Consider the following 26,301-nt stretch of genomic DNA (forward strand, 5'->3'; position numbering starts at 1 on the left):
GAATAAAAGGGGAAAATCATGCCATTACTAATAGTAGTATTAGGGGTTTTATTGTTAATCTTTTTGATTACCAAGCTAAAGCTTAATACTTTTGTATCATTAATTATCACATCCTTTGTTGTAGCCTTTGCCTTGGGAATCCCATTGGATAAAGTCCCTACAACAATTACGGAAGGTTTAGGTAATCAACTAGGTAGTTTGGCTATTGTGTTTGGAATGGGATCAATGATTGGTAAGTTGGTTTCAGACGCTGGTGGTGGCCATCGTATTGCCCACACTTTAATTGAAAAATTTGGGCGTAAGCGAATTCAAATAGCCGTAATTTTAGCATCATTTATCATTGGACTAGCATTGTTCTTTGAGGTTGGTTTAGTAGTGTTGTTGCCAATTATATTCATTATTGCGCGTGAATTGAAAATGCCATTAATGTCATTAGCCATTCCAATGGCAGCGACGTTAAATGTTATGCATGGATTTATTCCGCCACATCCGGCACCAACTGCTATTTCACAAGTCTTTGGGGCAAATATTGGTCACGTTATTTTGTTAGGAATTGTTGTTGCAATTCCCACAGTGATTGTATCTGGACCAGTCTATAATCACTTTTTACGTAAGTTGTATCCACAAGTGTACAAAATACAGACAGAAAATCCCCGTTTAGGTAAAATAGAAGAATTTGATTTAGATAAGACACCTAAGTTTGGTATTAGTGTATTAACTGCTATGATGCCAGTTATTTTAATTGGGATATCAACGATTCTTGAATTTACAGTAGCCAAAGGTAGTTTGGCTCACGATATTTTTGGTTTAGTTGGAAATCCTGATTTTGCAATGATGGTATCATTAGTTTTTGCCATTTATACAATGGGAATTAAGCAGCATATTAGTATGAAACGTATTGGTCAAACAGTGGAAAATGCAATTATTCAAATTGCAGGGATGTTATTTATTATTGGTGGTGGTGGTGCTTTCAAACAAGTACTTGTATCAGGTGGCATCTCAGATTATATCTCACAGATGTTTGCTACTATTAACATGTCACCATTATTGGCTGCTTGGTTAATTACTGCTCTACTACGTGTTAGTTTGGGATCATCAACTGTTGCTGCGTTAACGGGTGCTGGTTTAGTAGCACCGATGATTGCAGCTTCGGGTGTTAGTCCGACCTTAATGGTATTATCAGTTGGAGCTGGTAGTATATTTGGCGGTCACGTTAATGATGCAGGTTTCTGGATGGTTAAAGAATACTTTAATTTATCTTTGAAAGAAACGCTAACTGCTTGGTCACCATTAACTTGTGTGATTGGGGTAGTTGGTTTAGGAGCTGTCATGACGCTATCAGTCTTTATGTAATAAATTATAAAACCACTAATTAGTGTTTAGCTAATTAGTGGTTTTTAACATTTAAATAAAGTACCATTAGTATAAGCGTGATGGTAGGAGAGATTATAAAATGGAAGCTTATAAAGAGACAATTTATGAAAAAGCATTACGAGAACTAAAGGAAAAAATAATAAATGGTGAATGGCAACCAGGCCAAAGACTGCCATCGATGAAACAACTTGCACAAATATTAGGGGTCAGCGTGACGACCATTCGAGAAGTACTACATACTTTGGAAAATAAAAATATTGTGAGTATTGAACATGGGCGCGGAATTTATTTACGTAATGATCCTAATTCGAGTGCAACGCAAATGATTTCAGTCAATCAAGATGTGTCGCTTCTGTCAGTGTTAAAAGCACGCTTGTTAGTAGAGCCAAAGCAAGCATATTATTGTGCACAAAAGGCAGATGAACATTTATGTAACGAATTAGAGGCAGCAGCAAACAAATTAGACTCTGAAATGCACATACATGATGATTTTCTAAAAACAGATTTATTATTTCATCAGTTAATTGCAGAAGGGGCACAAGAGCCTGCACTACAAACGATGTCTAATTCTATTGAACAATATCAAATATCGGGTCGTCGTATGACCAATACATTACCATTAATGCGAACAAAAGCTGCGTTGTATCATCAATTAATCTCAGCAGCGATTGCAACGCATAATGCAGTAGAAGCAGAACAATTAATGACCATGCATATTGAATCTATGATTGCACCGCTTGAACAAAAATAAAATATTATTAAGGTAAATAGTTGAGCAAATTACATATGTTCAGCTATTTTTTTGTGATGAAAAAGATATTGAATTTGTAAAATGATAAATGAGTGGATGACAAATAAATGAGGTAAAGGGATCATAATTAGTTTGTTTGGGACTAAATGACTTTGTGAAAAAAAGTTTTTATAAAAAAAGTTCATATTGATTTGTTAAATACTTACAAGTTAAGAATTATAGGCGTGATAAAAATGTAAAATTATTTCACACGGTAGTATAACTAATGTTTGATGCGTTGCAAGGAGACAACTTTTGGCATAGCTTTAGTTTAATTGGGTGTGATGAATAAAATAAAAAAGACCTTTTTGTGAATTTTTTAATAAGTTAATTTGAATAAAAATTAAACATTGTGAATTTTTTTATTCCGTTGTAAGCTATATGTGTTGAAAGAAAACGCTTACATTTTAAACGTTTTTTAAATGTAGTATTAATATTTAAGTAGAATTTTAGTTTATCCAATGGGGGGATATTATTATGCCAAAGTATGTACTATCAATTGATGAGGGAACAACAAGCACACGTGCCGTGATTTATAACAAAAAGGGTCAAGTTATTGCATCTGCACAACGTGAAATTTCAATGTTTTATCCACAACCAGGTTGGGTTGAACAAGATGCTAATGAAATTTGGATTGCTGTTCAAGCTGTTATTGCAACCGCTTTGATTCAATCTGGTATTCAACCTACTGATATTGAAGGAGTTGGTATTACTAATCAACGTGAGACAACGATTGTTTGGGATAAGGAAACAGGATTGCCAATTTACAATGCTGTTGTCTGGCAATCACGTCAAACGGCACCAATTGCAGAAAAGTTAATTGCTGATGGTTACCAAGACATGATTCAAGAAAAGACAGGTTTGATTCCGGATGCATACTTCTCAGCTACTAAAATTCGTTTCATCTTGGATCAAGTAAGCGGGGCACAAAGCCGTGCTGAAAATGGTGAATTATTGTTTGGAACAATTGATTCATGGTTGGTATGGAAGCTAACTGGTGGTAGTGTTCACATTACAGATTACACAAACGCTTCACGTACAATGATGTTTGATATTAAAAACTTGAAGTGGGACCAAGAACTTTTGGACCTATTGAATATTCCGGCTCAAATGTTGCCAGAAGTTCACCAATCATCAGAAATTTACGGAAAAGCTATTCCTGTTCATTTCTTCGGTGCTGAAGTACCAATTGCCGGTATCGCAGGAGACCAACAAGCATCATTGTTTGGTCAATTAGCGCTTAATAAGGGTGATGTTAAGAATACCTACGGAACTGGTGCTTTCGTCGTTATGAATACGGGTGACGAAGCAAAAATTTCAAAGAATGGTTTGTTAACGACAATTGCTTATGGTATTGATGGTAAAGTAACTTACGCACTTGAAGGTTCAGTCTTTGTGGCTGGTTCAGCATTGCAATGGCTACGCGATGGTATGCGAGTTATCGAACAAAGTCCTGAAAGTGAAGAGATGGCAAAGTCTTCTACTGATGAAGACGAAGTATATGTTGTACCAGCCTTTACTGGATTGGGGGCACCATATTGGGACTCAGAAGCTCGTGGTTCAGTGTTTGGTTTGACACGTGGAACAACGCGTGAAGACTTTGTTAAAGCAACACTACAATCACTAGCTTACCAAAGCCGTGATGTTGTAGAAGCAATGCGTCATGATACAAATCTTGATATTGCTAAGTTGCACGTAGATGGTGGTGCTTCGTTGAATAACTATCTAATGCAATTCCAGTCAGATTTGCTACAAACGACAGTATCACGACCAGCTAACGTTGAGACAACAGCGATGGGTTCAGCTTTCTTAGCAGGACTAGCAGTTGGATTCTGGAAAGATATTGATGAATTGAAGACGATGACGCAACAAGCAACATCATTTGAACCTGAAATGGCAAATGATCATGCAGAAGAATTATATGAAGGATGGCAATTGGCTGTGGAGGCAACACGGGCATTTAAGCCTAAGAAGCGGGGGACAAAATAATGGGATTTAAAAGTAGCCAGCGAATAGCAGCAATTGAAAATTTAAAAGAAAATGATTTTGATGTTGTTATTATTGGTGCTGGAATTACTGGAGCCGGTATTGCGCTTCAAACAGCAGCTTCTGGATTACGAACAGCCATTATTGATATGCAAGATTTTGCTGAAGGAACAAGTAGTCGTTCAACAAAGTTAGTCCACGGTGGTATTCGCTACTTAAAGACTTTCGATGTTGATGTTGTTGCTGATACAGTGAGTGAACGTGCACGAGTACAACATGTTGCGCCACATATTCCGCGACCAGCACACATGTTGATGCCGCTTTATGATGATGCTGAAGCAACATTTACACCAATGAGCGCCGAAATTGCAATGGAAATTTATGACAAGTTGGCAGAAGTGCCAGCAGATAGTCCATTTGTACATCGTTTATTGTCAGCAGAAGAAGCCCGTGATTATTTACCAATGTTAGATCATAAAGGCTTAGTTGGATTAGCAATCTATTTAGATTACCAAAACAATGATGCCCGTCTAACAATTGAAAATATTAAACAAGCTGTTCATGATGGTGCTGTAGCTGTTAGTCATCTAAAGGCGACTGCTGTTGTAGCAGATGGGGATGGCAAAAAAATTAGTGTTGAAGATACTTTTACGAAAGAGTTGTTTGATATTAAAGGAAAAGTTGTTATTAATGCAGCTGGTCCATGGCATGACACAATTACGAAAATTGCCGATGAAGAAACAAAAGATACCATTCGTCCTACTAAGGGTGTTCATTTAGTTATTAACCAAGATCGTTTGCCAGTACCAAATACAGTATACTTTGATTCTGGTTTCCATGATGGTCGTATGATATTTGTTATTCCACGTGCTAATAAAACATATTTTGGAACAACTGATACTGATTATACTGGTGATTATTTGCATCCAAAGGTTGAACAAGTCGATGTTGATTACTTATTGGCAACGATTAATAATCACTTCCCTAAAGCACACATTACAATTGACGATGTGCAAGCTAGTTGGGCAGGGCTACGACCATTGATTGGTGGTGCAGGTGATTATAATGGTAATACAACTAAAAAGACAGCATCCGATGAAAGTTTGCATGAACTTGGTGCTAACATAGATAAATACTTTAATAATGAAATCGAACGTCAAGAAATTGATGACCAACTAAAGCAGTTAACCAGTGGGGATAAGAGTGCTTCAAGTGTCTCGCGTGGTTTCCAGATTAAGGTTGAAAATGGCATTGTTAACGTATCTGGTGGTAAGTTAACAGATTATCGTTTGATGGCTTCAGAAACTTTGACAGCTTTAACTGAAATTTTTGCTGATAAGTTTGCAACAGATATTACACCGGTAGATTCAACAACCTACCCAGTGTCAGGTGGTCATTTTGATTTCCAAAATGTTGATGCTGAACTTGAAAAGTATGCTGAAATGTTAGAAGAATATGATGTTAACGAAGTTAAGGCTAAAGAAATTGCTAACTTGTATGGATCTAACACACCGCAAATAATTGAATATATCAAAACAGGTGTTTCAGCACCTAAGTTATCAGTAGCTGAAACAAGTATGTTGCATTATGCAATTGATAAAGAATTTGTTTTGCGTCCGATAGATTACTTCTTGCGTCGTACAAATTATCTATTGTTTAAATCAGAAGACCTAGATCGGCTTGAAACACCAGTAATCAATGAGATGGCTAAAATTCTTGACTGGTCTGATGAAACAAAACAAGCGATGACAGAAGAATATACACGTTTACGTGATGAGGCACAACTAAGAGCGCTAAAGAAGGAGACAGAATAATGTCGAAGAGAGTTCCTTTGATTGTTGGAAATTGGAAAACAAACAAAAAAGTAGCCGAAGTTTACGACTTCTTGCAAGAGATTAAAGGGCAATTACCTGATCCAAAACAAGTCCAAGTCGGTATTGCAGCACAAGATATTTACCTGCATGAAATGGTAAAACGCAGCCAAGAATTGGATATTCCAGTAGATGTGTTTGCAGAAAACATTCATTGGGCTGACGAAGGTTCTTATACTGGTGAAACTTCACCTGCTGCGTTAGCTGATATCAATGTTTCAGGATCAATTATTGGTCATTATGAACGTCGTAAGATGTTTAAAGAAACAAATGGATCAGTGGGCTTAAAGGTGACGGCTTCGCTTCGTAATGGATTGGTACCAGTTGTTGCTATCGCCGAAGATACAACACGTTATAATCCAGATGATGAAGACATGGCACCTTTAACGGAGATTGCGGTTGGCTTAGCTGGTGTTGATAAAGCTAAGGCAGAAAACATTGTTATTGCTTACGAACCAGCATGGGCAATTGGTGCTAGTGAAGCACCATCCTTAGAAGTAATCGAACATGCTGGACGAGTAATTCGTAATTCATTAGCAATCTTGTTCACACAAGAAGTTGCTGACAAGATTCGGATTCAATATGGTGGTTCAGTAACACCAGAAAATTCAAAGGAAATTCTTGGGTTAGAAGATATCGATGGGTTGTTGATTGGGCGTGCATCACTCGAACCTGCTGCATTCTTGAGCATGGTTAAAGATGCTATTTAAGGGTAAATAAAATGAAAAAGAAAATATTTGGGGAAGTTTTTGGAAGTGCATTACTAGTATTCTTTGGACCCGCTTTAGTTATTATGGGAGGCGGATACAATGACCTATTAGGACCATCTATTGGATGGGGAGTTTTGCTAGCTGTATTGGTTTATGCTTTTGGACCTTTGTCGGGTGCTCACTTTAATCCGGCAGTAACCTTTATGAACTTTTTGAACAAGCAAATGAAGGGTACAGAGACAATCATTTATATTGTTTCACAGTTAGTAGGTGGTTTGATTGGTGGGTTTGTTCTAAAGTTTACTTATCAAGCTTATCTAAATGGCGCTGGCTTGAAGTGGTCAACAGAAGTTGCTAAAAATCATTTGAATTCGACAGTATTTCCAAATATTTCAGCTGGTATGGCTTTCTTCGTTGAGGTTATATTGACGACAGTATTGTTAGTTGTTATTTTGGCTTTGAATGATCCTAAGACTAAGACTTACAATCTACAAGCACCAATTGCTGTTGGTTTGACGATTGCGTTACTAGTTTTTGTTGCTGGTAACTTAACGGGTGCTTCAATGAACCCTGTACGTTCATTGTTCCCTGCAATCTTTGCTGGTGGTCTAGCTATGCAAGACATATGGGTATATCTAACAGCACCGTTTGTTGGTTCGATTATTGGGGCGTTGATTCACCGTTATATTTTGACAGAAAAATAAATGATGTTGATTTAACAAAGTTGACGTTAGATAACAAATGTAAATAACCGTTTCTCTAGTAACATAGAGGGACGGTTTTTTGTGTGAAATTATATAACTTTTAGTTGTATATGGGTGATGTAAGCGTTGTCATTAACGTGCTAAACTACAGAGGTAGCTTAATTAAAAGAGGCTAAAGGAGTCAAAAATGGAGAATAATAAACTGCAAATGCAGGTACATCCCCGAGGTTATGTACAATCATTAGTTATGAAAGATGATCCCTATCATATGAATTGGGTTATTGATAATGAGTATTTGAAACAAGCGTCATTTAATGAGTCAGATAAATTATTTGGTGAATTTACGATTACAATTGATGGTCAAACAATCAATAGTACTGATAATCAACCGCAAGTAATAACGAAGCAACAACAAGTAGTGGTTACCTATGAATTATTAAAAAAAATACAAGTAACATTTGAATATGATTTATCAATTGAGGATCAGTTAAATTGGCATATTAGTTTAGATAATTTAACATCAGAGAATATTAAAATTAATAATTTTGGTGTTTGGTTATCATTAGCATATGTTATGTTTCGAGATAAAAATGTTGCAAAAAACATTCATGAATCAGCAGCAGTGTATCCATCAATATCACGTGATTTTACAAAAATTAACGCAGTGAGACGCGATAATCAATCTGGTAATCTTGGCATTTATCAAACGTATGGACAAACATTGTCGATAGGAACTTATGCAGCATATAATAATTTATTCTTTGAAAATGTTTCACCTTCGTTAGACGGTATGCTGTTTCATCAGCTCATTCTCGCAGGTGGGTATGATGAGCATTTTGAAAATAATGATTGGATTTATGATAAAAGTCCGGTTACAGTAAAAGCCAGTGCCTCAATATCGTGGCATTATGTGATGAAAAAAAATGACTCGGAGCAAGAATTTTATAAAAACGCTAGTAAAGTAGGCCAACCAACAATCTCGTATCAACCATTGAACATTTTGCACCAACCAAGTTATCTAACAGTTAATGGGGATGCTCATGAATTAGTTTCTGTAATAGCTTATGCTGGTGAAGGCGGTAAACAAGAAGTAAAATTACAATTTCAACAACAATTATCAAATCAATATCAAGTATCATTTAAACCAGTTATGCTTGGTGAACATAAAATAGTTTTTGATTTTTCAGATGGTACACAAGATTCGGTTGTTTTAAATGTTATGACTCCACTAAACGAAGTCATTGATAAACGCGTAAAATATATTTCGGAAAAATTGTACCAAGGTAAAGATGGGAAAACACCATATGCTTTTACACCAATATCTAATCAAGGTGAATCATTAGGTAAGTTAAGTCTTGTTTTGAAGAAAAATTTGATGGGAACTTTAGATAAGCAACAGGTGCAACAAGTTGAAGCGAGTGCGGTAAATTATGTGCGTCCAAAATGGTTTATTAATGGTGACTTTAAAAAGCCAAATAATTTATATGGTGATTTCTATCGTTGTATGGATTTTGAATATATTGCTCACTTGTTCCTACTATTATCAGACTTTGATAATGAGACCTTATTATTAAATTCAGCTGAGGACTATTTACAGTGGGCTGCTGATGTTTTTATGTTACGTGTTAATCCTGATTTTCATGAAACTAAACGTGGGAAAGAAGAAGCACGTATGTTGGGTGTTTATTTTCTATATATCCAAGATTTACTCAAAAAGTTGAAGCAACATGGCTTAACAGATTATTATGAAAAAATTAATAACCTTTGGCAACAAGTCACCAATAAAATTAATGAGAATCGTACAACATATCAAGCTGCTATTACGGAACATTATTTTGATAATGCTGGTTTTGGACCAACTGCTGGTGCATTAAGTGAAGCTGGTTTTAAAGATGGTGCAAGGATGTATGGCCAATTATTATTAGCGAATATTGGTTATTCAAACGACTTTCGAGTACAAAACCCAGATCGTTGGTGGGAAGCACTTGCATATATGATTCACTCGCTATGGGGGGGTGTCACTGCTGCAGCAACTTTTAAAGTTTATGAGGCATTAAAAAATCCTGCTTATTTACAAGCTAGCTATCGTGCAACTGCAGCAATTATGTATTGTTATGATACAAATTCAGTTACCACAGCGAAATTAGATGAAGGGATGGCCACATCAACGTATGCGGTTGCCGGACCACATCTTAATCGACCAGATTTGTCTCGTAACCGCTTTGGTCAGTCAACATTTTATTCAGATGGTGGTATCTTCAAAAAATTATTTAATAGCGCTAACGAGACGCCAGATTGGGACATGGGTGAGGAGCTAGTTGCATATCTTGATGGGATTGGACAAAGGACCTATCTAGTGCATCAGGACAATCATTGGTCAGTCATTAATGGGACATATGAACAACAAAAAAATCGAATTAAGGTCATTAGTTTTGCGCCATACCAAAAAGAATTTTGGCTAATTGATGACACAGGTACCAAGCAACTAACTGAATCGACATTAGCTCAAAATTACTTATTTGATATTAAGTAACTTATCTATTATCCGTTTTGAAGATGGATTGGAGGAAACAGATGAATCAACAAATTATTTCGATTTCAATGCCACCATTCCCAAGTTTTATCGAAGGAAATTATACGATGTTCAAGGCAGGGCAGCGTCATGTGCATCGCTATAATATTGGTTTTTTTGATTTAATTTTTGTAAAAAAAGGTACTTTATTTTTACGTGAAGATTCAAAGCAATATACGATTCATGAAAATGAAATGTTTATACTCCTTCCAAATGCAGAACATGGTTCTTGGCAACCTTGTGAAGAGGAAACAAGTTTCTTTTGGATGCACATCTATACAGACTCTAGATGGCAACAAGCCAATTTTCCGATGCGCTTTGTGTCAGATTTGCCAATTCCAGAATTACACTTCCATCAAAAGTCGTATACTTTACAATTACCAAAACTGGGAAAAATTGCTGAACCAGAACTAATATTTGATTTGCTGGACGATATTCAAAAAAGTACCGCTAGTCACCGTATCGATAGTATTTGGTATACCGAAGAGTTATTTTTGAAATTCTTGAAATATATCGATACTCAGGGAATAGCAAAAGATCGTACCACATTATTAGCTGAAAAAGTTCATCTGTATTTGGCAGAACATCTTTCTGAACATGTTGATAATAATCTTTTGTCAGAAAATTTCCATTTGCATGTAAATTACATTGCACGTGTCATGACAAAAGTCTATGGTAAAACACCAATGGAATTGTTAGAAGAATTAAGGGTAGAAACGGCTAAACAATATTTGATTCATACAAACAAATTGATCAAGAATATTGCAGAACTTGTTGGCTTTGAAACTTATATTTCATTTACTAATCGTTTTAAAAAATTAACCGGTATGTCTCCAAAAGCATATCGTGCCACATATAAAAAATAAAAATACTTTTTGGGGAGAAAAATAATGCAAAAAAAATTAAGCATGACAAATATTCTAGCTTATGCCAGTACTGACACAGCCGGAAATTTGCTTTATTGTACACTAACAAGTTTTATTCTTTACTTCTATACTGACGTTTTTGGAATATCAGTCGGTGCAGCTGGAACAATCTTATTAATTGCGCGTGTTATTGATTCATTAGATGCACCCATTTGGGGATTAATTATTGATCATACACATTCAAAATATGGTAAAAGTCGGCCATGGTTTTTGTGGTTAGCAGCGCCGTTTGGTATTTTTTTAACACTATCATTTTTATCGCCTGATTTATCAGCTACACAAAAAGGTATTTATGCTTTAATAACTTATCTTGTTACTGGTATTATCTATACCGGAATTTCAACGCCAATTACGTCTATTTTGCCAAATTTAAGTAGTGATTCTAATGAACGCGTGAAATTAAATTCTTACCGTATGGTTGGGGGAAATATTGGCTATTTTGTCACAGCCTCATTTACTTTGCCACTTGTGGCATTTTTTGGTGGGGGTAATGATCAAAAAGGATTTGCGATAACTGCTGCGATTTATTCTATTATTGGAATTCTAATGTTTGTTTTTGCATTTGCTAAAACACAAGAGGTTAATTCTGGACCAGTAGAAACACAAAGTATTCCAGTTAAGGATAGCTTCAAATCTATGATGGGAAACTGGCCTTGGATCATTATAGTATTAGCAAATGTAATGTACTGGTTGGGAAATACAGTACGTACTTCAACAGTTATTTATTATGCACAATATAATTTAGGTCATCAAAATTATGCTTCATTATTGAACGGATTAGTTTTATTCCAAGTAGTTGGGAATATATTAATTCCATTCATGGTTAGAAAATTTTCAAAGGGACAAACATTAATTATTGGGTTTACTATTGCTACAATTGGGCAAATTCTTATGGGATTTGTCGGTGATAGCTTTGCACTGATTGTAGCAGCATGGATTTTTACATCTATTGGAACAGGAATTGCTGTTTCAATGCCATTTGCCATGCTATCTGACACTGTTGATTACGGTGAATGGAAGACAGGAATTCGTTCCGCCGGATTCTTAACAGCAATTGGTAGTGCATTTTGTATTAAAATGGGTTCAGGTTTAGGTGGTTTCTTGCCTTCTAAAATTATGTCGGCATCTGGTTATGTAGCTCATCATCAACAGACTGCGTCAGCATTAGCGGGTATTAAGTTTTCATTCATCTGGCTACCTGCTATTTGTTTCATGATTGGTGCAGCAATTATGTTAATGTATCCAAAGTTTGAGAGAAAAGAAGAACAAATTAAACAAGATTTATTAAGTCGAGGTAACTAGTATTCGAAATTAGCGGAAATAAAGTTTGTAACTCTAAAATTTAAAGTGGGATTACAAACTTTTTGTTATTCTAATAATTAAAATAAGACCCGTACATTGGGAATTTCTTCAATGTATAGGCCTTATTTTTTATACTGTGATTTAACAGCAATATATTATTTTAAATAATCTTTCCATCATAAATACGTGATGCAATACTCATAAAGTCAAATGTTGCTAGCTCATTTGTTGAACGAACGTATGATGAGGGACCAATAGCTGGCATCAAGTTAATTGGATTAGCTACCCAATCTCCGTCGTAGAATGCAACTGTTGGGCGACCAAGAGCATTTGCATAACCTAATTCAAATGCGGTACCACTATCTTCATTACCGGCTGTAATAACACCTAACGTAACGTCAGAATTTTGGATGGCTGTTATATCGGCATCATATGTAGCAACAGCCCACTTAAAATCAGGTTCAAAATCGCCATTTTCGTCAAAAGCTTGTCCACCAAATTGGTTAAGTAATGGCACATGAACGTAACTAATCGTTGGATTATTGTTTAATGCTTTATATGAAGCAATTAAAGTATCGATTTGTTGTTCTGAAAACCAACCAGCACCTAAGTAAATTGTCTTGGCACCAGGTACTTTAGTGACTTCTGATGAAGCCTCTTTGATGTCTTGTAGTTGTTGAATCAAGTCGTTCATACTAAGCATATAAATCTCCCAAAAAAATTTTATTTATAAATACTATTATGACATGCAAGTTGAATGAAAGGGACTGAAAAATAAAAATTTAGGATATTTTTGGTAAATTTACAAAACAAAAAGTTTGTAAGGTAAATATTTACACAAATAACACCAAACCAACATGAACTCCCTATTAAACCATGACAAATGTTTAATAGAATAAAAGTGTCGAAAAGACAACGCTGATTCGATTTATTGTTTTTGATACTATAACTACCATAGAAGGAGTTTGTGATGAAAAAAGGGTTATTGTTAGTAGGAACAGCAGGAATCATTGCTGCTGGTGGGTTAACGGGAACTACTGTTCATGCTGCATCAACGAAACAGGTAACTGCGGTTGGTTCAACTGCGCTACAGCCGTTAGCTGCGCAAGTTGCTGAAGAATTTGGTAATCGTAATCCTGGCGTAACTGTTAATGTTCAGGGTGGTGGTTCAGGTGCTGGATTAAGTCAAGTCGGTAAAGGTAATGTGACGATTGGTAATTCAGATATTTTTGCTGAACAAAAAGATGGCATTGATGCTAAAAAATTAAAAGATCATAAAGTAGCCGTAGTAGGTATTACGCCAGTTGTTAATGCAGACGTTAAAGTATCTAACTTAAAAATGGATCAACTACGTGACATTTTCACAGGAAAAATTACGAATTGGCAAGAGGTTGGTGGTCAAGACCAAAAGATTGCCGTCATTAATCGTGCCCAAGGGTCTGGTACACGATTTACTTTTGAACAAGAGGTCTTAGATGGTAAAACTGCTAAAACTTCACAAGAGCAAGATGATAATGGTGCTGTACAAAAGATTGTTTCAACAACGCCAGGGGCAATTTCATACTTAGCATTTTCGTATACATCAGGTAGTCAGGCTAAAAATTTAAAGCCTGTTTCAATTGATAAAGTACGTCCAATAGAAAAAAATGTGCAAAAAAATAAGTGGTCAATTTGGGCATATGAGCACATGTATACAACAAAGAAAACAGATAAAAATACGACAAAATATATTAAATTTATGAAGTCGAATACAATGAAGAGCACAGTTAAAAAATTGGGTTATATTCCGATGAGCGATATGCAAGTCAAAAAAGATGCCGAGGGTGATGTTACTAAGAAATAAAGCATAATTCAATAGAAAATTTTATAAAATGTCATACCTGTGTCAGTGTATGACATTTTTTATTGATGCTGATGTGTGTTTTATTTTTAGAAAGTGGTTACAATTAGCTTATATAAAACAAAGGGGAACTAGTAATGAAAAACGATATACGATGGGATAAAGCAATGTACACGACTGACACATATAATGTTGAAGGATTAAATGGCCATGCTTATGCTGAAAACGGCATTTCTGTAGAGACGAGTAGTCCGTTGAGTGATGAACCAGGTACCAATCCAGAACAATTATTGGGGATGTCGTTGTGTACTTGTCTGGTTGGTACGATGGCAGTAATTTTACAAGAACATCATATTAATGAACAAGCGAAGGCACATGCAAAAATTTCATACGTAAAAGGGAAAGGACGCTATGAATTTTTAGTTCATGCGCAAGTTTGTGTGCCTGGACAAACTTTACCTCAAACACGAGCATTGGTTAGTGAGGTCGAGAATCGTTGTTGTGTTTCACAGTTACTTAGTGGTAGTGACAACTATAGTATTGAAGCAGTGTTGGATTGGGAATAAATGTTATTATATGGGCTGATTTATGTTTATCTTGCATATCAATTTAAGACGCTTTTGGCTGTCTACCCCTTTTTATAATAAAAATGAATGAAAACTATGGCTAGTACAATATGTGAAATGCCTAGGAAATACGTGTAAACATATATTCTCTGGTGATATTGCTTATTTCTGTGGTTATGCAAACAATTTTGGGTGTTATGGTAACACAAAATATGACCAGAGGAAATTGCAATGACTAAAGAATTGGCAGCGAAATTACAACAGTATGAATTATTGATTTATGGTGTCCTTAAAGCAGGTGGTGTGTATCGTCACAGTGTTAACTTTGAGGATTATTTGCAAGAATTACGATTGCTTGTTTTAAAACGTTTATTAGCTGGTGAAGTGTTTCAAGCACGCGATAATCCAACGTTATTTAAATGGTTACTTTGGCGTTTGCGTGATTTACAACGCGGTTCACAACGATACGAAACACGACATCTATTTACAAATGAGATGCCAGAAGTGATTGCTGATGAACAAAATTTTATACAGTTGGAACTTTTAATGACAATTGATAAGTTGATTTCTTGCCATGGACAGGCAACACATTTGAAACAATTGGTAACTGATTTTGTGATGTATCCAGATGATACGGTGATTAAACGTTGTTTACGTTTAAAAATGCATCGCATGACTTATTACCGCCGTTTAAAATTATTACAGCAAGTGATAAATGAAAATCATTATGCATAATTTTGAATAGAGGAATAAGAAAAATGGCATATACAGTCACAGTATCAGAAAAGGGTTATTGTTCAGATATTTTAATGTCCGTTGCTGAAACAGGCGATATTTGTCCACAAACAACATTGATGATTGTTGCAGCACACGATCGTTATCAACGTTCAGTTTCACGAATTTATTATACTGATGGGATGGTTGTTGACGTTAACGTTTCAACAAATCATTTACTGAAACGATTAGAAGAAAAAACCGCTTTTAAGCGGGGACAACAAGTCGAGGCGTACTATCGTCTATTACCGCCAGATTTAACTGGACAAATGCGTAGTTGGATTATGCAAAATTATGCTTTGATTCCAGTTACTAGTTATAAAAGTGGTCCGACAACATGGATTAATGCTAGATATATTAGCAATGTTCAGACACGGGGAATGCAGACCAGTATTGTTTTAGTGGATGGGTCCGTTTTAAACATTAATAAGCATAAAGATAAATTTATGAAGCAGCTAGTGGCAACTAAGGTAGTGAGCTTGTGGATGACCCAATATGCTTTTGGTCATGGTGACCATTTTGATAAAATATTATTACCATTTATAAATTGGCCAGCACGGGTTGCGCATCAAATTAATCGAAGCCGTTTACAATGTCTATTAGTGATAACGATGTTGGAAGGTTTAATGATTAAAGCAACCGAAACTAATGTTAAGAAATTAAATTATGTGATTCGTTTGATGGAACAATAAGGGAGATTACAAACAGATAATGCAATATGTTCAAGTTGTTAATACACCATTAGGAAAGATAACGTTGTTGAGTGATGATGAATTTTTATTAGGAAGTTGGTTTGAGGGGCAGAAACATTTTGGTAGTAAATATGATTTATCCTCAGCAATATTTGCAGAGACACCAATATTAAAGCAAGCGAAGAAATGGTTGTCAGCTTATTTTGCTGGTGAACAACCAGATGATAGTGGTTTAACCATACAGATGAATGGCACAATTTTCCAAAAAAAAGTTTTACAAGCCTTGCGACAAGTACCTTATGGACAGACAGTGACTTATAAACATATTTGTCAGATGATTACTAGTGATGAGGCGCAGGCTAATAAATTATCGCGGGCAGTGGGGAATGCGGTTAGTAAAAACCCTTTTGTCTTGTTTATTCCTTGTCATCGTGTGGTTGGTAGCGATGGTTCATTAACTGGTTATGCTGGGGGGATTGAACGTAAACGTTCGTTATTAGTGTTAGAGCAAGTGACGTTTTAATCTAAATAGAATTTTTTACTAACTTAAGAAAAGTATGTTATCATAAACATGAAATGAGGCATTAGCTTCATACAAAAAATATAACAATAGAGGGGTATTCAGATGACTTTAGAATTTGCAAATAAGTTAGGCTTAGGAACCAACAAGGTTGGTGGACATAATCTATTTGATAATTTAGATGAGCAAGATGGATATGATTTGGTTCGTGCAGCATTGGATGCTGGTATTAATGTCATTGATACAGCTTTTGTTTATGGTGTTGGTCGTTCAGAGGAAATTATTGGGGATGTTATCCAGGATTACGATCGTAGTAAAATTATTATTGCAACTAAAGGTGCTCAAAATCCGGATAAGGATTTAGCACCAGATAACAGTCCAGAATTTTTGATTAAGACAGTTGAAGATTCATTGAAGCGGTTAAAGACAGATTATATTGATATTTTCTTTATTCACTTCCCAGATGATGATTCAGATAAGTTAGCAGCTGTAGAAGCATTAGATGAATTAAAACAAGCAGGTAAGATTCGTGCAATTGGTGTGTCAAACTTCAGTTTTGATCAACTAAAGGAAGCTAATGCTACTGGTAAAGTGGACTTTGATGAAGATTACTATAGTTTGGCGCATCGTGATGAGGAAGTAGAACGTTTTGCTTACTTGGATGAACATGACATTAAGTTTGTGCCATATTTCCCATTGGAATCAGGGCTATTAACAGGTCGTTATGGTGCTGATGATCGTGCCAAGTTTGATCGTTTGGATGACGCGAAGTTTGATCAAATTATCAAAGGACTTGATGTTATCAAAGATATTGCAGCGACACATGATGCTTCAATGACGCACGTGGTTTTGGCATGGTACATGGCACATCCAAGCATTGGTTTGGTTATTCCGGGTGCACGTAATGCTGAGCAAGCTAAGGATTTGGCTAAATCGTTAGATGTTAAGTTGTCAGATGAAGAATTCAAGGCAATTGATGAAGCTTTCAAAGCTTAAATAGTAAAGATTTAACGGATTGATACAGATGTATTGATCCTTTTTTTGGTATATACGAAAAAATCTAGATTGTGCATCTAGATTTTTAGGTTAATGTTTTGTTATTTTTTTTGCTTTATCAGCAACCTTTTTAATTTGTGCTTTGTGTTTTTCTTTTGTGGCAGTTTTTTTAGCAAGGGTTGCGTCGCGTTTTTGCATGCTTTCATTAATAATTGTTTCATCAGCATAATACAGTTTGACGAATGTATTAGGTGAAACATTACTACCACCTTTAGGCGTAAGTTTTAGAACGGTATCAGCAGGTTGCAAAGCAATCTTCCCGCTAGCTGGTAGTTTGATTAACGAATAGTTGAAATGGTATTTTGTTAAGACTTCAGTTGCTTCATTAATGGGGAGCGATAGGACGTCAGGTATTTTAATATAGTCCTTCTTTTTTTCTTTTTGCTGTTCATTAATTTTATTAACTTGTTCAATAACTGCTGGAGCAGCCTTGATAACGAAAGGGGCTGCGATTTTAACCGCCTTACCAATAAGTTGTATTTTTCCCATGATCCCTCCTATGCAGATGATTAGCCATATTTTACACTATCTGGCGATAAGATGGTAGATAAAATGTCTTTTTAATGGATAAGTGGCCATAGCAATGGCCATTTTTTAGAAACCGCTTACAAAAAATAGCGCTATAATTATACATGTAGAAAGGAAGTGAAAGAATGAGCAGCAATAATTTAGATAATAAAATATTGATGTTTTTAGGGCAGCAAATTGATTTTGTGGATGCCTTAACCATTTCGCGGACTTTTAATGTGTCAAAAAAGACAGTTTACCGAACGATTAATAAACTTAATCAAATTGATATGGTTGTGGAATCACAAAGAGGCCGAGGCTACCGTTTGATAGATAACAAAATATCAACATCAGCAACGGAACAAGATGAGCAACGTCAAATTGATTTAGCTATTAATTTATTACATTCATTTCCTCGTGGACTAAACCGCTGGCATTTGTTAGAAAAGTTATATATTTCGGAGTCAACTTTACATCGTGACTTAAATGCTTTAAATGAGCTGTTCATACCATTTCATATCAGTATTGATCGATCTGCTGGTAACGCAAAAGTGGTTGGAACAGAGTCACAAGTGCGTAAAGCATTAAATTATTTTTTATTGGAAAATACAGTTACGCAACAAGTTGTTGAAGGATTAGCCGGTGTTTTTCCAGATATTACTAAAAAAGATCAGGCTTTTATTAGTTCACAAATGACACTGATTGAAAAGGAATTGGATGTTGAAATTTTAGATCCGTATACTGTTAATATTTTTTCACACCTCTACATTTTGTTGGATAGAGTCAGGCAACATAATAGTGAGTCAATCATTAAGGAACAGTCAAAGGTTCATTATGATGAGTTATTACTACGAGTTGCTCGTCAAGTAGTTAATAATATAAGTGAGTATGCACATGTTGTTATTAACCCTGAGGAGGTTAATAATCTTGTCTTATATTTAGTCGGATTACGTTATGACCGAACATTAGATGATAGTCAAGATGGTGAGGCGCACCAATTAGTAGCTTATTTGGTTGATGAATTGTCATTACCAAATCACGTGAATGTTGAAAATTTGAAAAATGCTCTGATTGGCCATGTTCGACCAATGATTCATCGTTTAAAAGAGGACATACTAATTGTTAATCCGCTATTGAACGATATTCAGTTTAGCTATAATGCAACATTTACACAGGTAAAAACAATACTAGCCGGTACGTCTTATCACGTTTCAGATGATGAAGTTGGTTTTTTAACATTATATGTTGTTCGAGCTTTAGAAGAAGCGAGTGTTAGAAAAAGAGTTCTGCTAATGTGTTCAACGGGTATTGGAACAGCACAATTGTTACAAACACGAGTACGTCGAGCTTTTCCAGATTTTGAAATAGTCGGTACTGTTTCGGCACGTGATTATGAAATCAATTTAAAACACTTTGAACAAGTTGATTTGGTTATATCCACGGTTGTAATTCATTTTCAACCAGTTTCACCAGTTATTCAGGTGAGTGCCTTGTTTAATGAAGGTGATCGGCGACGTGTTGAGGAATTACTATATGGTTAAATTAGAGTTTTTATCAATTCCCGCAATGCCAACTGTGCCAATGATTGCACAATTAACAGCGCAACGTTTTAAGTTGAGTGAAGAGCACGTAAAACAAGCGATGCTTGAACGTGAAGCTCTTGGTAGTACGGTAGTCGCACAAGGGATTAGTATACCGCATGTTGAATTAGCAAATATTAAGACGCAGGGGTTGTTTTTAATCAAAGATAAACAACAATTGGCTTTGGTGTTAATCATTGATCAGAGTCAACCCGATGAACAACTTATCAAAATTTTACAAGGATTACTAGCAGAACAATCATTGGAAAAATTAAGGCATATTAAATCAGAGGAAGCATTCAAAATACTTATAAAGGAGGTGGCAAATCGTGTTGTCAGATAAAATTATTTTACTAGATGAATCAGCAACTGATAATCAAGATGCTTTGGGAAAGCTTGCGAATCAATTATTAAAAAGCGGGGCAGTTAAAGAATCGTATAAACCAGCGCTTTTGAAACGTGAAGTTGAATTTCCAACAGGTTTAGCAACAGATAAAATTGGGATTGCGATGCCACATACCGATGCTGAACATGTTAATTATGATCAAATTGCATTTATGCGGTTGCATCAACCAGTGCAATTTTTACAAATGGGTGACGGAGAAAAAATACAAGTCAAATTTATTTTTATGTTGGCATTGAAAGAAGCCCATTCACAATTAGATATGTTACAAACGTTAATTGCTTTAATTCAAGATGAAGCAAAAATACAGCAATTATTAGCAGCAACAACTGAAGATGAAGTTGTTCAAATCTTAAAAGATGCAGGAATAGAATAAAGGGGATAAAATTATGGCAGTAATTAATTGGTTACTAGATGCTGGTCCAACAGTATTTTTGCCACTACTACTATTTATTTTTGGATTAGTATTACGAATTAAGCCAGGTAAGGCATTCAAGGCCGCGTTAATGGTTGGAATTGGCTTTACGGGGTTGAACTTAATTATTGGGTTACTAACTGATAACTTAGGACCAGCTGCACAAGCAATGGTGAAGAATTTTGGGTTGTCATTAAATGCAATTGATGTTGGTTGGCCAGCAGCGTCAGCCATTTCTTATGGGACAACACTAGGAAGTTTAGCAATTCCGATTGGTGTCGCTTTAAATGTTTTCTTGTTGGTCATTGGTCTAACTAAAACGTTGGATGTCGATTTATGGAATTACTGGCACATTGCCTTTTCAGGTTCATTAGTTTATGCAGCAACTAATAATTTTGGTTTAGGTTTGTTTACAATGATCGTCCATGCAATGTGGATTTACTTCTTAGCTGATTTGGCTGCGCCAACGATTCAAAAGCATTATGGCTTAGAAGGCATTTCATTCCCACAAGGTGCTTCAGCGCCCGGTTTCGTATTAGCACTACCAATTAATTGGTTATTGGATCGTATTCCAGGTGTTAAAAATATTCATTGGACACCAGAAACAATTCAAAAGAAATTGGGGATTTTTGGTGATTCAGCTGTTATGGGACTAATTATTGGAATTGTTATTGGTGCTTTGGCACAATATGATTTGACCAAGATGTTAAACTTGGGAATTACAACGTCAGCTGTCCTAATTTTGATGCCACGAATGGTTGCTATTTTGATGGAAGGGTTATCACCTATTTCCGAAGCAGCTAATACGATGGTTCAAAAGAAATTCCCTGGTCGTAACTTATATATTGGTATGGATTCAGCCTTAGCTGTTGGTCAAGAAGCGGTGTTGTCAGCATCATTGATTTTGGTGCCAGTTTCACTACTAATCGCTGTTATCCTACCAGGTAATCGTGTTTTGCCGTTCGGTGATTTGGCAACTATTCCATTTATGTTAGCTGTTATGGCTGCTGTATTTGGTGGAAACGTGTTTAGAATTGTTGTCGGGGGTGTTATTGATTTAGCAGTTTCATTGTATATTGCATCATGGATTGCACCTTTGCTAACATCAGCTGCTAAGTCAGCCCACTTCGCAATGAACGGTGCAACATCAATTTCTGTTCTATCAGATGGTGGTGCTTGGACGACCTTACTAATTGTTGGTATGGGAAAGTTGATGTCATGGGGTGGTATGGCAATTGTATTTGCTATTGTACTAGGCTTGATGATTTGGTTAAATAAGTTTAGAAAGTCAGATAAGCCGATTTCAGAATAAAGCGGCTTTAGTTTAAAAAGGGAGATATAATCATGGCAAAGTCATTAATGGTCGTATGTGGAACTGGAATTGCAACATCAACTGTTGCAACTGGAAAGATTAAGGATTATCTAGCATCAGTTGGCAAAACTGATCAAGTAAAGTTTTTACAATCAAAGATTGCCGATGAAGTTAGTGCAATTGAAAATGATGATTATGATATTGTTGTTTCAACAACTATGGTACCAAGTGCCATTAAGGATAAGGTTATTAATGGGGTCTCCTTATTAACTGGGGTCGGTGTTCAAAAAGTATTTGATGAAATCGAAGCACAATTGTAATGAATCGTAAAAGCCAATCAGCTGTCCATAGTTGGTTGGCTTTTTGTGTGGGAAAGTTATGAGAGGTAGTATCTTTAGTTAATTTTTAGTAAGCTTGAAGATATCATATATGAAATTAATTTATCAAAAAAAGGGGACACGATGCCAAAAGATGTTGTATTAGGAGTTGATTTGGGGACGTCTGCAGTTAAAGTATCTGCAGTTGATCGACAAGGAAATATTGTAGCTCAAGAAACATACAGTTATCCATTATTACAATCGGCGCCAGGTTATAGTGAACAGAATCCACAAGAATGGGTGAGTGGGACAACTGTGGCGATTGTTCGTTTAATTTTAAATGACCATCTTACAGCTGAACAAATTAAAGGGATTTCTTTTTCTGGTCAGATGCATGGATTGGTCACGTTGGATAAAGCTAACAAGGTCATTAGACCGGCAATTTTATGGAATGATACGCGTGCTACAAAGCAGGTACAAGAGATCAATAATCAGTTAGGGGATGACTTTTTACAAGTTACTCGTAATCGAGCACAGGCAGGATTTACATTACCATCCCTTTTATGGTTAAAAGAAAATGAAACAGAAAATTTTGCAAAAATTCATAAGATTGTGACACCAAAAGACTATTTACGTTATCGCATGACGGGAAAGCTACAAATGGAAATTTCGGATGCAGCTGGTACTGTAGCATTAGACGTTGCAACAGGAACCTGGTCTAATTTAGTGCAGGAGGCTTTTGGTTTGTCAGCAACCATGTTTCCAGAAATTATTCAATCAATTGATAATGTTGGGCCAATCTCTGATACGTATGCAGAATTTTCAGGGCTATCAACAAAAACACAAGAAATCGGTGGTGCCGCAGATAATGCAGCTGGTGCAGTAGGTGCAGCTATCTTAAAACCTAATATGGTAATGTCGTCAATTGGGACATCAGGTGTTGTGCTAAAGTATGAAGATAATGCTGATATTGATTACCATGGTAAAGTTACGTTTTTCAACCATGCAATTCCTCACAAATATTATTCAATGGGCGTGACTTTATCAGCGGGCTATTCATTGTCATGGTTTAAGAAAACATTTGCAAGTGACCTTTCATTTGATGAAATGGTTGCCTTAGCGCAAGAATCTACCATCGGTGCACATGGATTAATATTTACACCATACATTGTTGGTGAACGTGGAGATGGTGATATTCGCGGTTCATTTATTGGTGTTGATGGTACGCAAACGCGAAGTGACTTTGTCAGAGCCGTGTTGGAAGGTATCATTTATTCCTTTAAAGATTTATTTGCAATTTATGAAAATACTGGCTCAAATTTTGAGACAGTTGTGGCAATTGGTGGTGGCGCTAAATCTGCTTTGTGGCTGCAAATTCAAGCAGATATATTTAATACCAGGGTTGTTGCATTGAAAAATGAGCAAGGACCCGGTATGGGAGCCGCTATTTTAGCTGCAGTTGGGTTAGGTTGGTTTGAGAGCGTTCAAGATGCTGCTAATACCTTTACAAGTTTTGATAAAACATATGAACCCAATCCGGCAAGTGTGGCAAAATATGATGAATATTATCAAATTTATAAACGTATTTATACACAAACTGCTGCTTTGTCACATGATTTGTTGGCATTAAGAAGAAAATAAACTAAACAAACAGACTGGGATATTAAAAACACCCCAGTCTGTTTGTTTAGTTTATTAGTGTTTCGGAATTTCTTTATACGCTAATTTTTCGATTATCTGACTGTGTTGTGGATAGTCGCTTAATAAGTCTTGCTGTGTAAATAGTTCAAAATCTTGATAGTCAAAGCCAGGCGCTACTATACAACTGACGATACTAAAGCCAGTATCAACACTTGAGCCAAAAATGGTGTCGTGCGGTACTGTAAACGATAATGTTTCTCCTTTTTCGATGTTAGGACCAATCTTGATGCCTTCATAATGACCATCGGGGAAAATACAATGAACTGTTAATGGTTTACCAGCATGATATAACCATGTTTCATCAGATTTCAACCGATGAAAGTGTGATGGGTTTTCAGATGTTAATAAGAAAATAATCGATGTATATAAAGTGCGTGTTCCTTGAGGCAAAGCAAGCGTTTGCTCACTTTTGGTTGTTTCAGTAAAGTAACCGCCTTCGGGATGAGGTTCTAAATGCAAGTTTTTAATCCAATAATCGATGCTTGTAGTCATGATAATTAACCTCCTGTTTGTATGATTATTATAACAAATGCAGTGCTGATTATGGATGGCTTTTCATATTTGAGTGTGGGAAATTTAGTAGTCTGAAAAGACTATCTTTATTGATTGTAAACGTTTACACAACCTGTTAAGATGTCAGTAGATAGAAAAAGAACATCATCGCATTTTTATAGTGGGGGAATTATAATATGACAACAAAATGGTGGCAAAACGAAGTTGTTTACCAAGTCTATCCAAGATCATTTCAAGATAGCAATCATGATGGTATTGGGGATATTCAAGGAATCATTAGTCACTTAGATTATATCAAGAGCCTTGGTGTTACTATGATCTGGGTCTCGCCCATTTATCAATCACCAATGGTAGATATGGGCTATGATATTTCGGATTATCAAGCCATCGATCCACAATTTGGTTCGCTGGATGATTTTAAAGCATTATTAGCTGAAGCAAAGCAGCGTGATATTAAAATTATTATGGATTTGGTTGTTAATCACACATCTGACCAACATGCTTGGTTTAAGGATGCATTGGCAAATCCTGATAGTCCATATCGTGATTATTATATTTTCAAGAAAACAAGTAATGGTGAAAAACCTAATAATTGGCGCAGTATCTTTGGTGGTTCAACATGGGAGCCACTCCCAAATGATCCTGATACGTACTATTTCCATACATTTGCCAAACAGCAACCTGATTTAAATTGGGAAAATCCAAAGCTACGTCGAGCAATTTATGACATGATTAATTGGTGGCTAGAGATGGGGGTTGCTGGTTTTCGTGTAGATGCCATTACGCATATTAAAAAGGACTTAGATTGGTTAAGTATCCCTGCTGATGATGTGGATGGCTTAGCATCAGTTGTTAAGAAGGGACGTAACCGACCGGGAGTGGGTGAATTCTTAACGGAATTGAAACAAGAAACGTTTGATAAGTATGATGCTGTCACTGTTGGTGAAGCCTATGGTTTGTCTGATAAAGAATTACCAAATTTTGTGGGACCTGATGGTTATTTCTCAATGGTCTTTGATTTTTCATATATGAATATTGATGTAAAAAATGATGATGAATGGTATCGTGGTCGTGCTGATTGGACAGCAATAGATTTGAGAAATGCATTCTTTGATGCGCAAGAAACAACGGCTAACGCACAAGATTCGCTAGCAAATGTTTTAGAAAATCATGACCAGCCACGTGTCTTATCGAAGCTCGTACCAGATAAAAATTATCAAACACCCCAGGCTGCTAAAGCATTAGGGACAATGTATTACTTTTTGCCAGGTGTGCCTTTCATTTATCAAGGACAAGAAATTGGTATGAAGAACTTTGAACGCCAAAGCATTGCAGATTTCAATGATGTGTCATCAATTAATAATTATAATACGGCCTTACAAGATGGCTATACTGCAGCAGATGCATTAGAAGCAGTTAACCATAAGTCACGTGACAATGCGCGGACACCGATGCAGTGGGATGATAGTGTCTATGGTGGCTTTTCTGATGTACAACCTTGGCTTGCAATGGGTAATGACCGAGACGGCATTAATGTTGCTAGTGAGCAACAGCATAATCAATCTGTTTTAAAATATTATCAAGCGTTAGGTGCGTTACACCATCATTCAGACTGGGAACCAGTAATTATTAATGGTGATTTTCAGCCAATGCGGTCACTGCCAGATACAGTGGTTGGTTATCAACGTCGCTTAGGTCAACAAGTATTGACGGTATTAGTCAACTTAGGTACAAAAGCGGCGCGTGTTAATTTGGTACAAACTGGGCAAACGCTTCAGCAAGCTGGGGATGTCCAAGTTCGTGATAAGCGTGTCAAGATGAGTCCTTATAGTGCCATTGTTTTAGGAGTTATGCAAGAAGAAGGTTAAAA

At 36.1% G+C, this 26,301-nt stretch carries 25 protein-coding genes; 22 read left to right on the top strand and 3 right to left on the bottom strand.

The genetic code is table 11. From position 1 onward, the window contains the following. Positions 1 to 18 precede the first annotated feature (18 nt). The 9 genes from FFM55_RS01935 (at position 19) to FFM55_RS01975 (ending at position 12,235) form a co-directional block, all read left to right on the top strand. Positions 19 to 1,353 (top strand): gluconate:H+ symporter, encoded by a 1,335-nt coding sequence (locus tag FFM55_RS01935; protein WP_042491766.1) that lies wholly within the window; start codon positions 19 to 21, stop codon positions 1,351 to 1,353. A 100-nt stretch (positions 1,354 to 1,453) separates the two neighbouring features. Further along, positions 1,454 to 2,125 carry a FadR/GntR family transcriptional regulator gene (locus tag FFM55_RS01940; protein ID WP_042491764.1) on the top strand — a complete coding sequence of 224 codons (672 nt, stop codon included), beginning with the start codon at positions 1,454 to 1,456 and terminating at the stop codon, positions 2,123 to 2,125. 513 nt (positions 2,126 to 2,638) lie between these two features. Then, positions 2,639 to 4,153 carry a glycerol kinase GlpK gene (glpK, locus tag FFM55_RS01945; protein WP_170999646.1) on the top strand — a complete coding sequence of 505 codons (1,515 nt, stop codon included), beginning with the start codon at positions 2,639 to 2,641 and terminating at the stop codon, positions 4,151 to 4,153. Further along, positions 4,153 to 5,964 (top strand): FAD-dependent oxidoreductase, encoded by a 1,812-nt coding sequence (locus tag FFM55_RS01950; RefSeq protein WP_042491761.1) that lies wholly within the window; start codon positions 4,153 to 4,155, stop codon positions 5,962 to 5,964. The genes glpK and FFM55_RS01950 overlap by 1 nt, the downstream gene beginning before the upstream one ends. Continuing rightward, positions 5,964 to 6,731, top strand: coding sequence for a triose-phosphate isomerase (tpiA, locus tag FFM55_RS01955; RefSeq protein ID WP_042491759.1), 768 nt, complete (start codon positions 5,964 to 5,966; stop codon positions 6,729 to 6,731). The genes FFM55_RS01950 and tpiA overlap by 1 nt, the downstream gene beginning before the upstream one ends. 11 nt (positions 6,732 to 6,742) lie before the next feature. Beyond that, positions 6,743 to 7,435, top strand: a complete 693-nt coding sequence (locus FFM55_RS01960) for an MIP/aquaporin family protein (RefSeq protein ID WP_137600414.1) — start codon at positions 6,743 to 6,745, stop codon at positions 7,433 to 7,435. Between the two features lie 187 nt (positions 7,436 to 7,622). Beyond that, positions 7,623 to 9,968, top strand: a complete 2,346-nt coding sequence (locus FFM55_RS01965; RefSeq protein WP_137600415.1) for a hypothetical protein — start codon at positions 7,623 to 7,625, stop codon at positions 9,966 to 9,968. A 41-nt stretch (positions 9,969 to 10,009) separates the two neighbouring features. Then, positions 10,010 to 10,873 carry a helix-turn-helix transcriptional regulator gene (locus tag FFM55_RS01970; protein ID WP_042491754.1) on the top strand — a complete coding sequence of 288 codons (864 nt, stop codon included), beginning with the start codon at positions 10,010 to 10,012 and terminating at the stop codon, positions 10,871 to 10,873. 24 nt (positions 10,874 to 10,897) lie between these two features. After that, positions 10,898 to 12,235 carry a glycoside-pentoside-hexuronide (GPH):cation symporter gene (locus tag FFM55_RS01975; protein ID WP_042491753.1) on the top strand — a complete coding sequence of 446 codons (1,338 nt, stop codon included), beginning with the start codon at positions 10,898 to 10,900 and terminating at the stop codon, positions 12,233 to 12,235. Between the two features lie 160 nt (positions 12,236 to 12,395). Here the strand turns inward: FFM55_RS01975 and FFM55_RS01980 are convergent, their stop codons facing one another. Then, on the bottom strand, positions 12,396 to 12,938 hold the full coding sequence (locus FFM55_RS01980) for a nucleoside 2-deoxyribosyltransferase (RefSeq protein ID WP_052348363.1): 543 nt from the start codon (positions 12,936 to 12,938) through the stop codon (positions 12,396 to 12,398). 267 nt (positions 12,939 to 13,205) lie between these two features. Here FFM55_RS01980 and FFM55_RS01985 point away from each other — a divergent pair, with 267 nt between their 5' ends. The 6 genes from FFM55_RS01985 to FFM55_RS02010 all read left to right on the top strand — a co-directional run bounded on the left by FFM55_RS01985 (position 13,206) and on the right by FFM55_RS02010 (position 17,623). Next, on the top strand, positions 13,206 to 14,078 hold the full coding sequence (locus FFM55_RS01985; protein ID WP_042491751.1) for a phosphate ABC transporter substrate-binding protein PstS family protein: 873 nt from the start codon (positions 13,206 to 13,208) through the stop codon (positions 14,076 to 14,078). A 134-nt stretch (positions 14,079 to 14,212) separates the two neighbouring features. Continuing rightward, positions 14,213 to 14,641, top strand: a complete 429-nt coding sequence (locus FFM55_RS01990; protein ID WP_042491750.1) for an OsmC family protein — start codon at positions 14,213 to 14,215, stop codon at positions 14,639 to 14,641. 231 nt (positions 14,642 to 14,872) lie between these two features. Next, on the top strand, positions 14,873 to 15,376 hold the full coding sequence (locus FFM55_RS01995) for a hypothetical protein (RefSeq protein WP_052348362.1): 504 nt from the start codon (positions 14,873 to 14,875) through the stop codon (positions 15,374 to 15,376). A gap of 23 nt (positions 15,377 to 15,399) precedes the next feature. Further along, a complete protein-coding gene (locus tag FFM55_RS02000) occupies positions 15,400 to 16,107 on the top strand; it encodes a hypothetical protein (RefSeq protein WP_042491748.1) in 708 nt (235 codons plus the stop codon). A 19-nt stretch (positions 16,108 to 16,126) separates the two neighbouring features. Further along, on the top strand, positions 16,127 to 16,630 hold the full coding sequence (locus FFM55_RS02005) for a methylated-DNA--[protein]-cysteine S-methyltransferase (protein ID WP_042491746.1): 504 nt from the start codon (positions 16,127 to 16,129) through the stop codon (positions 16,628 to 16,630). A gap of 102 nt (positions 16,631 to 16,732) precedes the next feature. Next, positions 16,733 to 17,623 carry an aldo/keto reductase gene (locus FFM55_RS02010; RefSeq protein ID WP_042491744.1) on the top strand — a complete coding sequence of 297 codons (891 nt, stop codon included), beginning with the start codon at positions 16,733 to 16,735 and terminating at the stop codon, positions 17,621 to 17,623. 90 nt (positions 17,624 to 17,713) lie between these two features. Here the strand turns inward: FFM55_RS02010 and FFM55_RS02015 are convergent, their stop codons facing one another. After that, positions 17,714 to 18,172, bottom strand: a complete 459-nt coding sequence (locus tag FFM55_RS02015; RefSeq protein WP_042491742.1) for a PASTA domain-containing protein — start codon at positions 18,170 to 18,172, stop codon at positions 17,714 to 17,716. A 164-nt stretch (positions 18,173 to 18,336) separates the two neighbouring features. Here FFM55_RS02015 and FFM55_RS02020 point away from each other — a divergent pair, with 164 nt between their 5' ends. From FFM55_RS02020 to xylB, 6 genes are all read left to right on the top strand, one after another. Then, positions 18,337 to 19,731, top strand: a complete 1,395-nt coding sequence (locus FFM55_RS02020) for a BglG family transcription antiterminator (RefSeq protein ID WP_137600416.1) — start codon at positions 18,337 to 18,339, stop codon at positions 19,729 to 19,731. Next, positions 19,724 to 20,113 carry a PTS sugar transporter subunit IIA gene (locus FFM55_RS02025; RefSeq protein ID WP_042491739.1) on the top strand — a complete coding sequence of 130 codons (390 nt, stop codon included), beginning with the start codon at positions 19,724 to 19,726 and terminating at the stop codon, positions 20,111 to 20,113. The genes FFM55_RS02020 and FFM55_RS02025 overlap by 8 nt, the downstream gene beginning before the upstream one ends. Then, positions 20,100 to 20,549 (top strand): PTS sugar transporter subunit IIA, encoded by a 450-nt coding sequence (locus FFM55_RS02030; protein ID WP_042491737.1) that lies wholly within the window; start codon positions 20,100 to 20,102, stop codon positions 20,547 to 20,549. The genes FFM55_RS02025 and FFM55_RS02030 overlap by 14 nt, the downstream gene beginning before the upstream one ends. 13 nt (positions 20,550 to 20,562) lie before the next feature. Continuing rightward, on the top strand, positions 20,563 to 21,900 hold the full coding sequence (locus FFM55_RS02035; protein ID WP_042491736.1) for a PTS galactitol transporter subunit IIC: 1,338 nt from the start codon (positions 20,563 to 20,565) through the stop codon (positions 21,898 to 21,900). 32 nt (positions 21,901 to 21,932) lie between these two features. Then, a complete protein-coding gene (locus FFM55_RS02040) occupies positions 21,933 to 22,220 on the top strand; it encodes a PTS sugar transporter subunit IIB (protein WP_042491734.1) in 288 nt (95 codons plus the stop codon). A 141-nt stretch (positions 22,221 to 22,361) separates the two neighbouring features. Continuing rightward, positions 22,362 to 23,858, top strand: a complete 1,497-nt coding sequence (xylB, locus tag FFM55_RS02045) for a xylulokinase (protein WP_137600417.1) — start codon at positions 22,362 to 22,364, stop codon at positions 23,856 to 23,858. A gap of 54 nt (positions 23,859 to 23,912) precedes the next feature. Here xylB and FFM55_RS02050 read toward each other — a convergent pair whose 3' ends face one another. Continuing rightward, a complete protein-coding gene (locus tag FFM55_RS02050; protein WP_042491731.1) occupies positions 23,913 to 24,410 on the bottom strand; it encodes a cupin domain-containing protein in 498 nt (165 codons plus the stop codon). 197 nt (positions 24,411 to 24,607) lie between these two features. Between FFM55_RS02050 and FFM55_RS02055 the strand changes: the two genes are divergently transcribed. Further along, entirely contained in the window at positions 24,608 to 26,299 is a 1,692-nt protein-coding gene (locus FFM55_RS02055; protein WP_137600418.1) for an alpha-glucosidase, read from the top strand. Positions 26,300 to 26,301: the final 2 nt, after the last annotated feature.

Source organism: Weissella sagaensis (assembly GCF_005405285.1).
GTDB lineage: Bacteria > Bacillota > Bacilli > Lactobacillales > Lactobacillaceae > Weissella > Weissella sagaensis.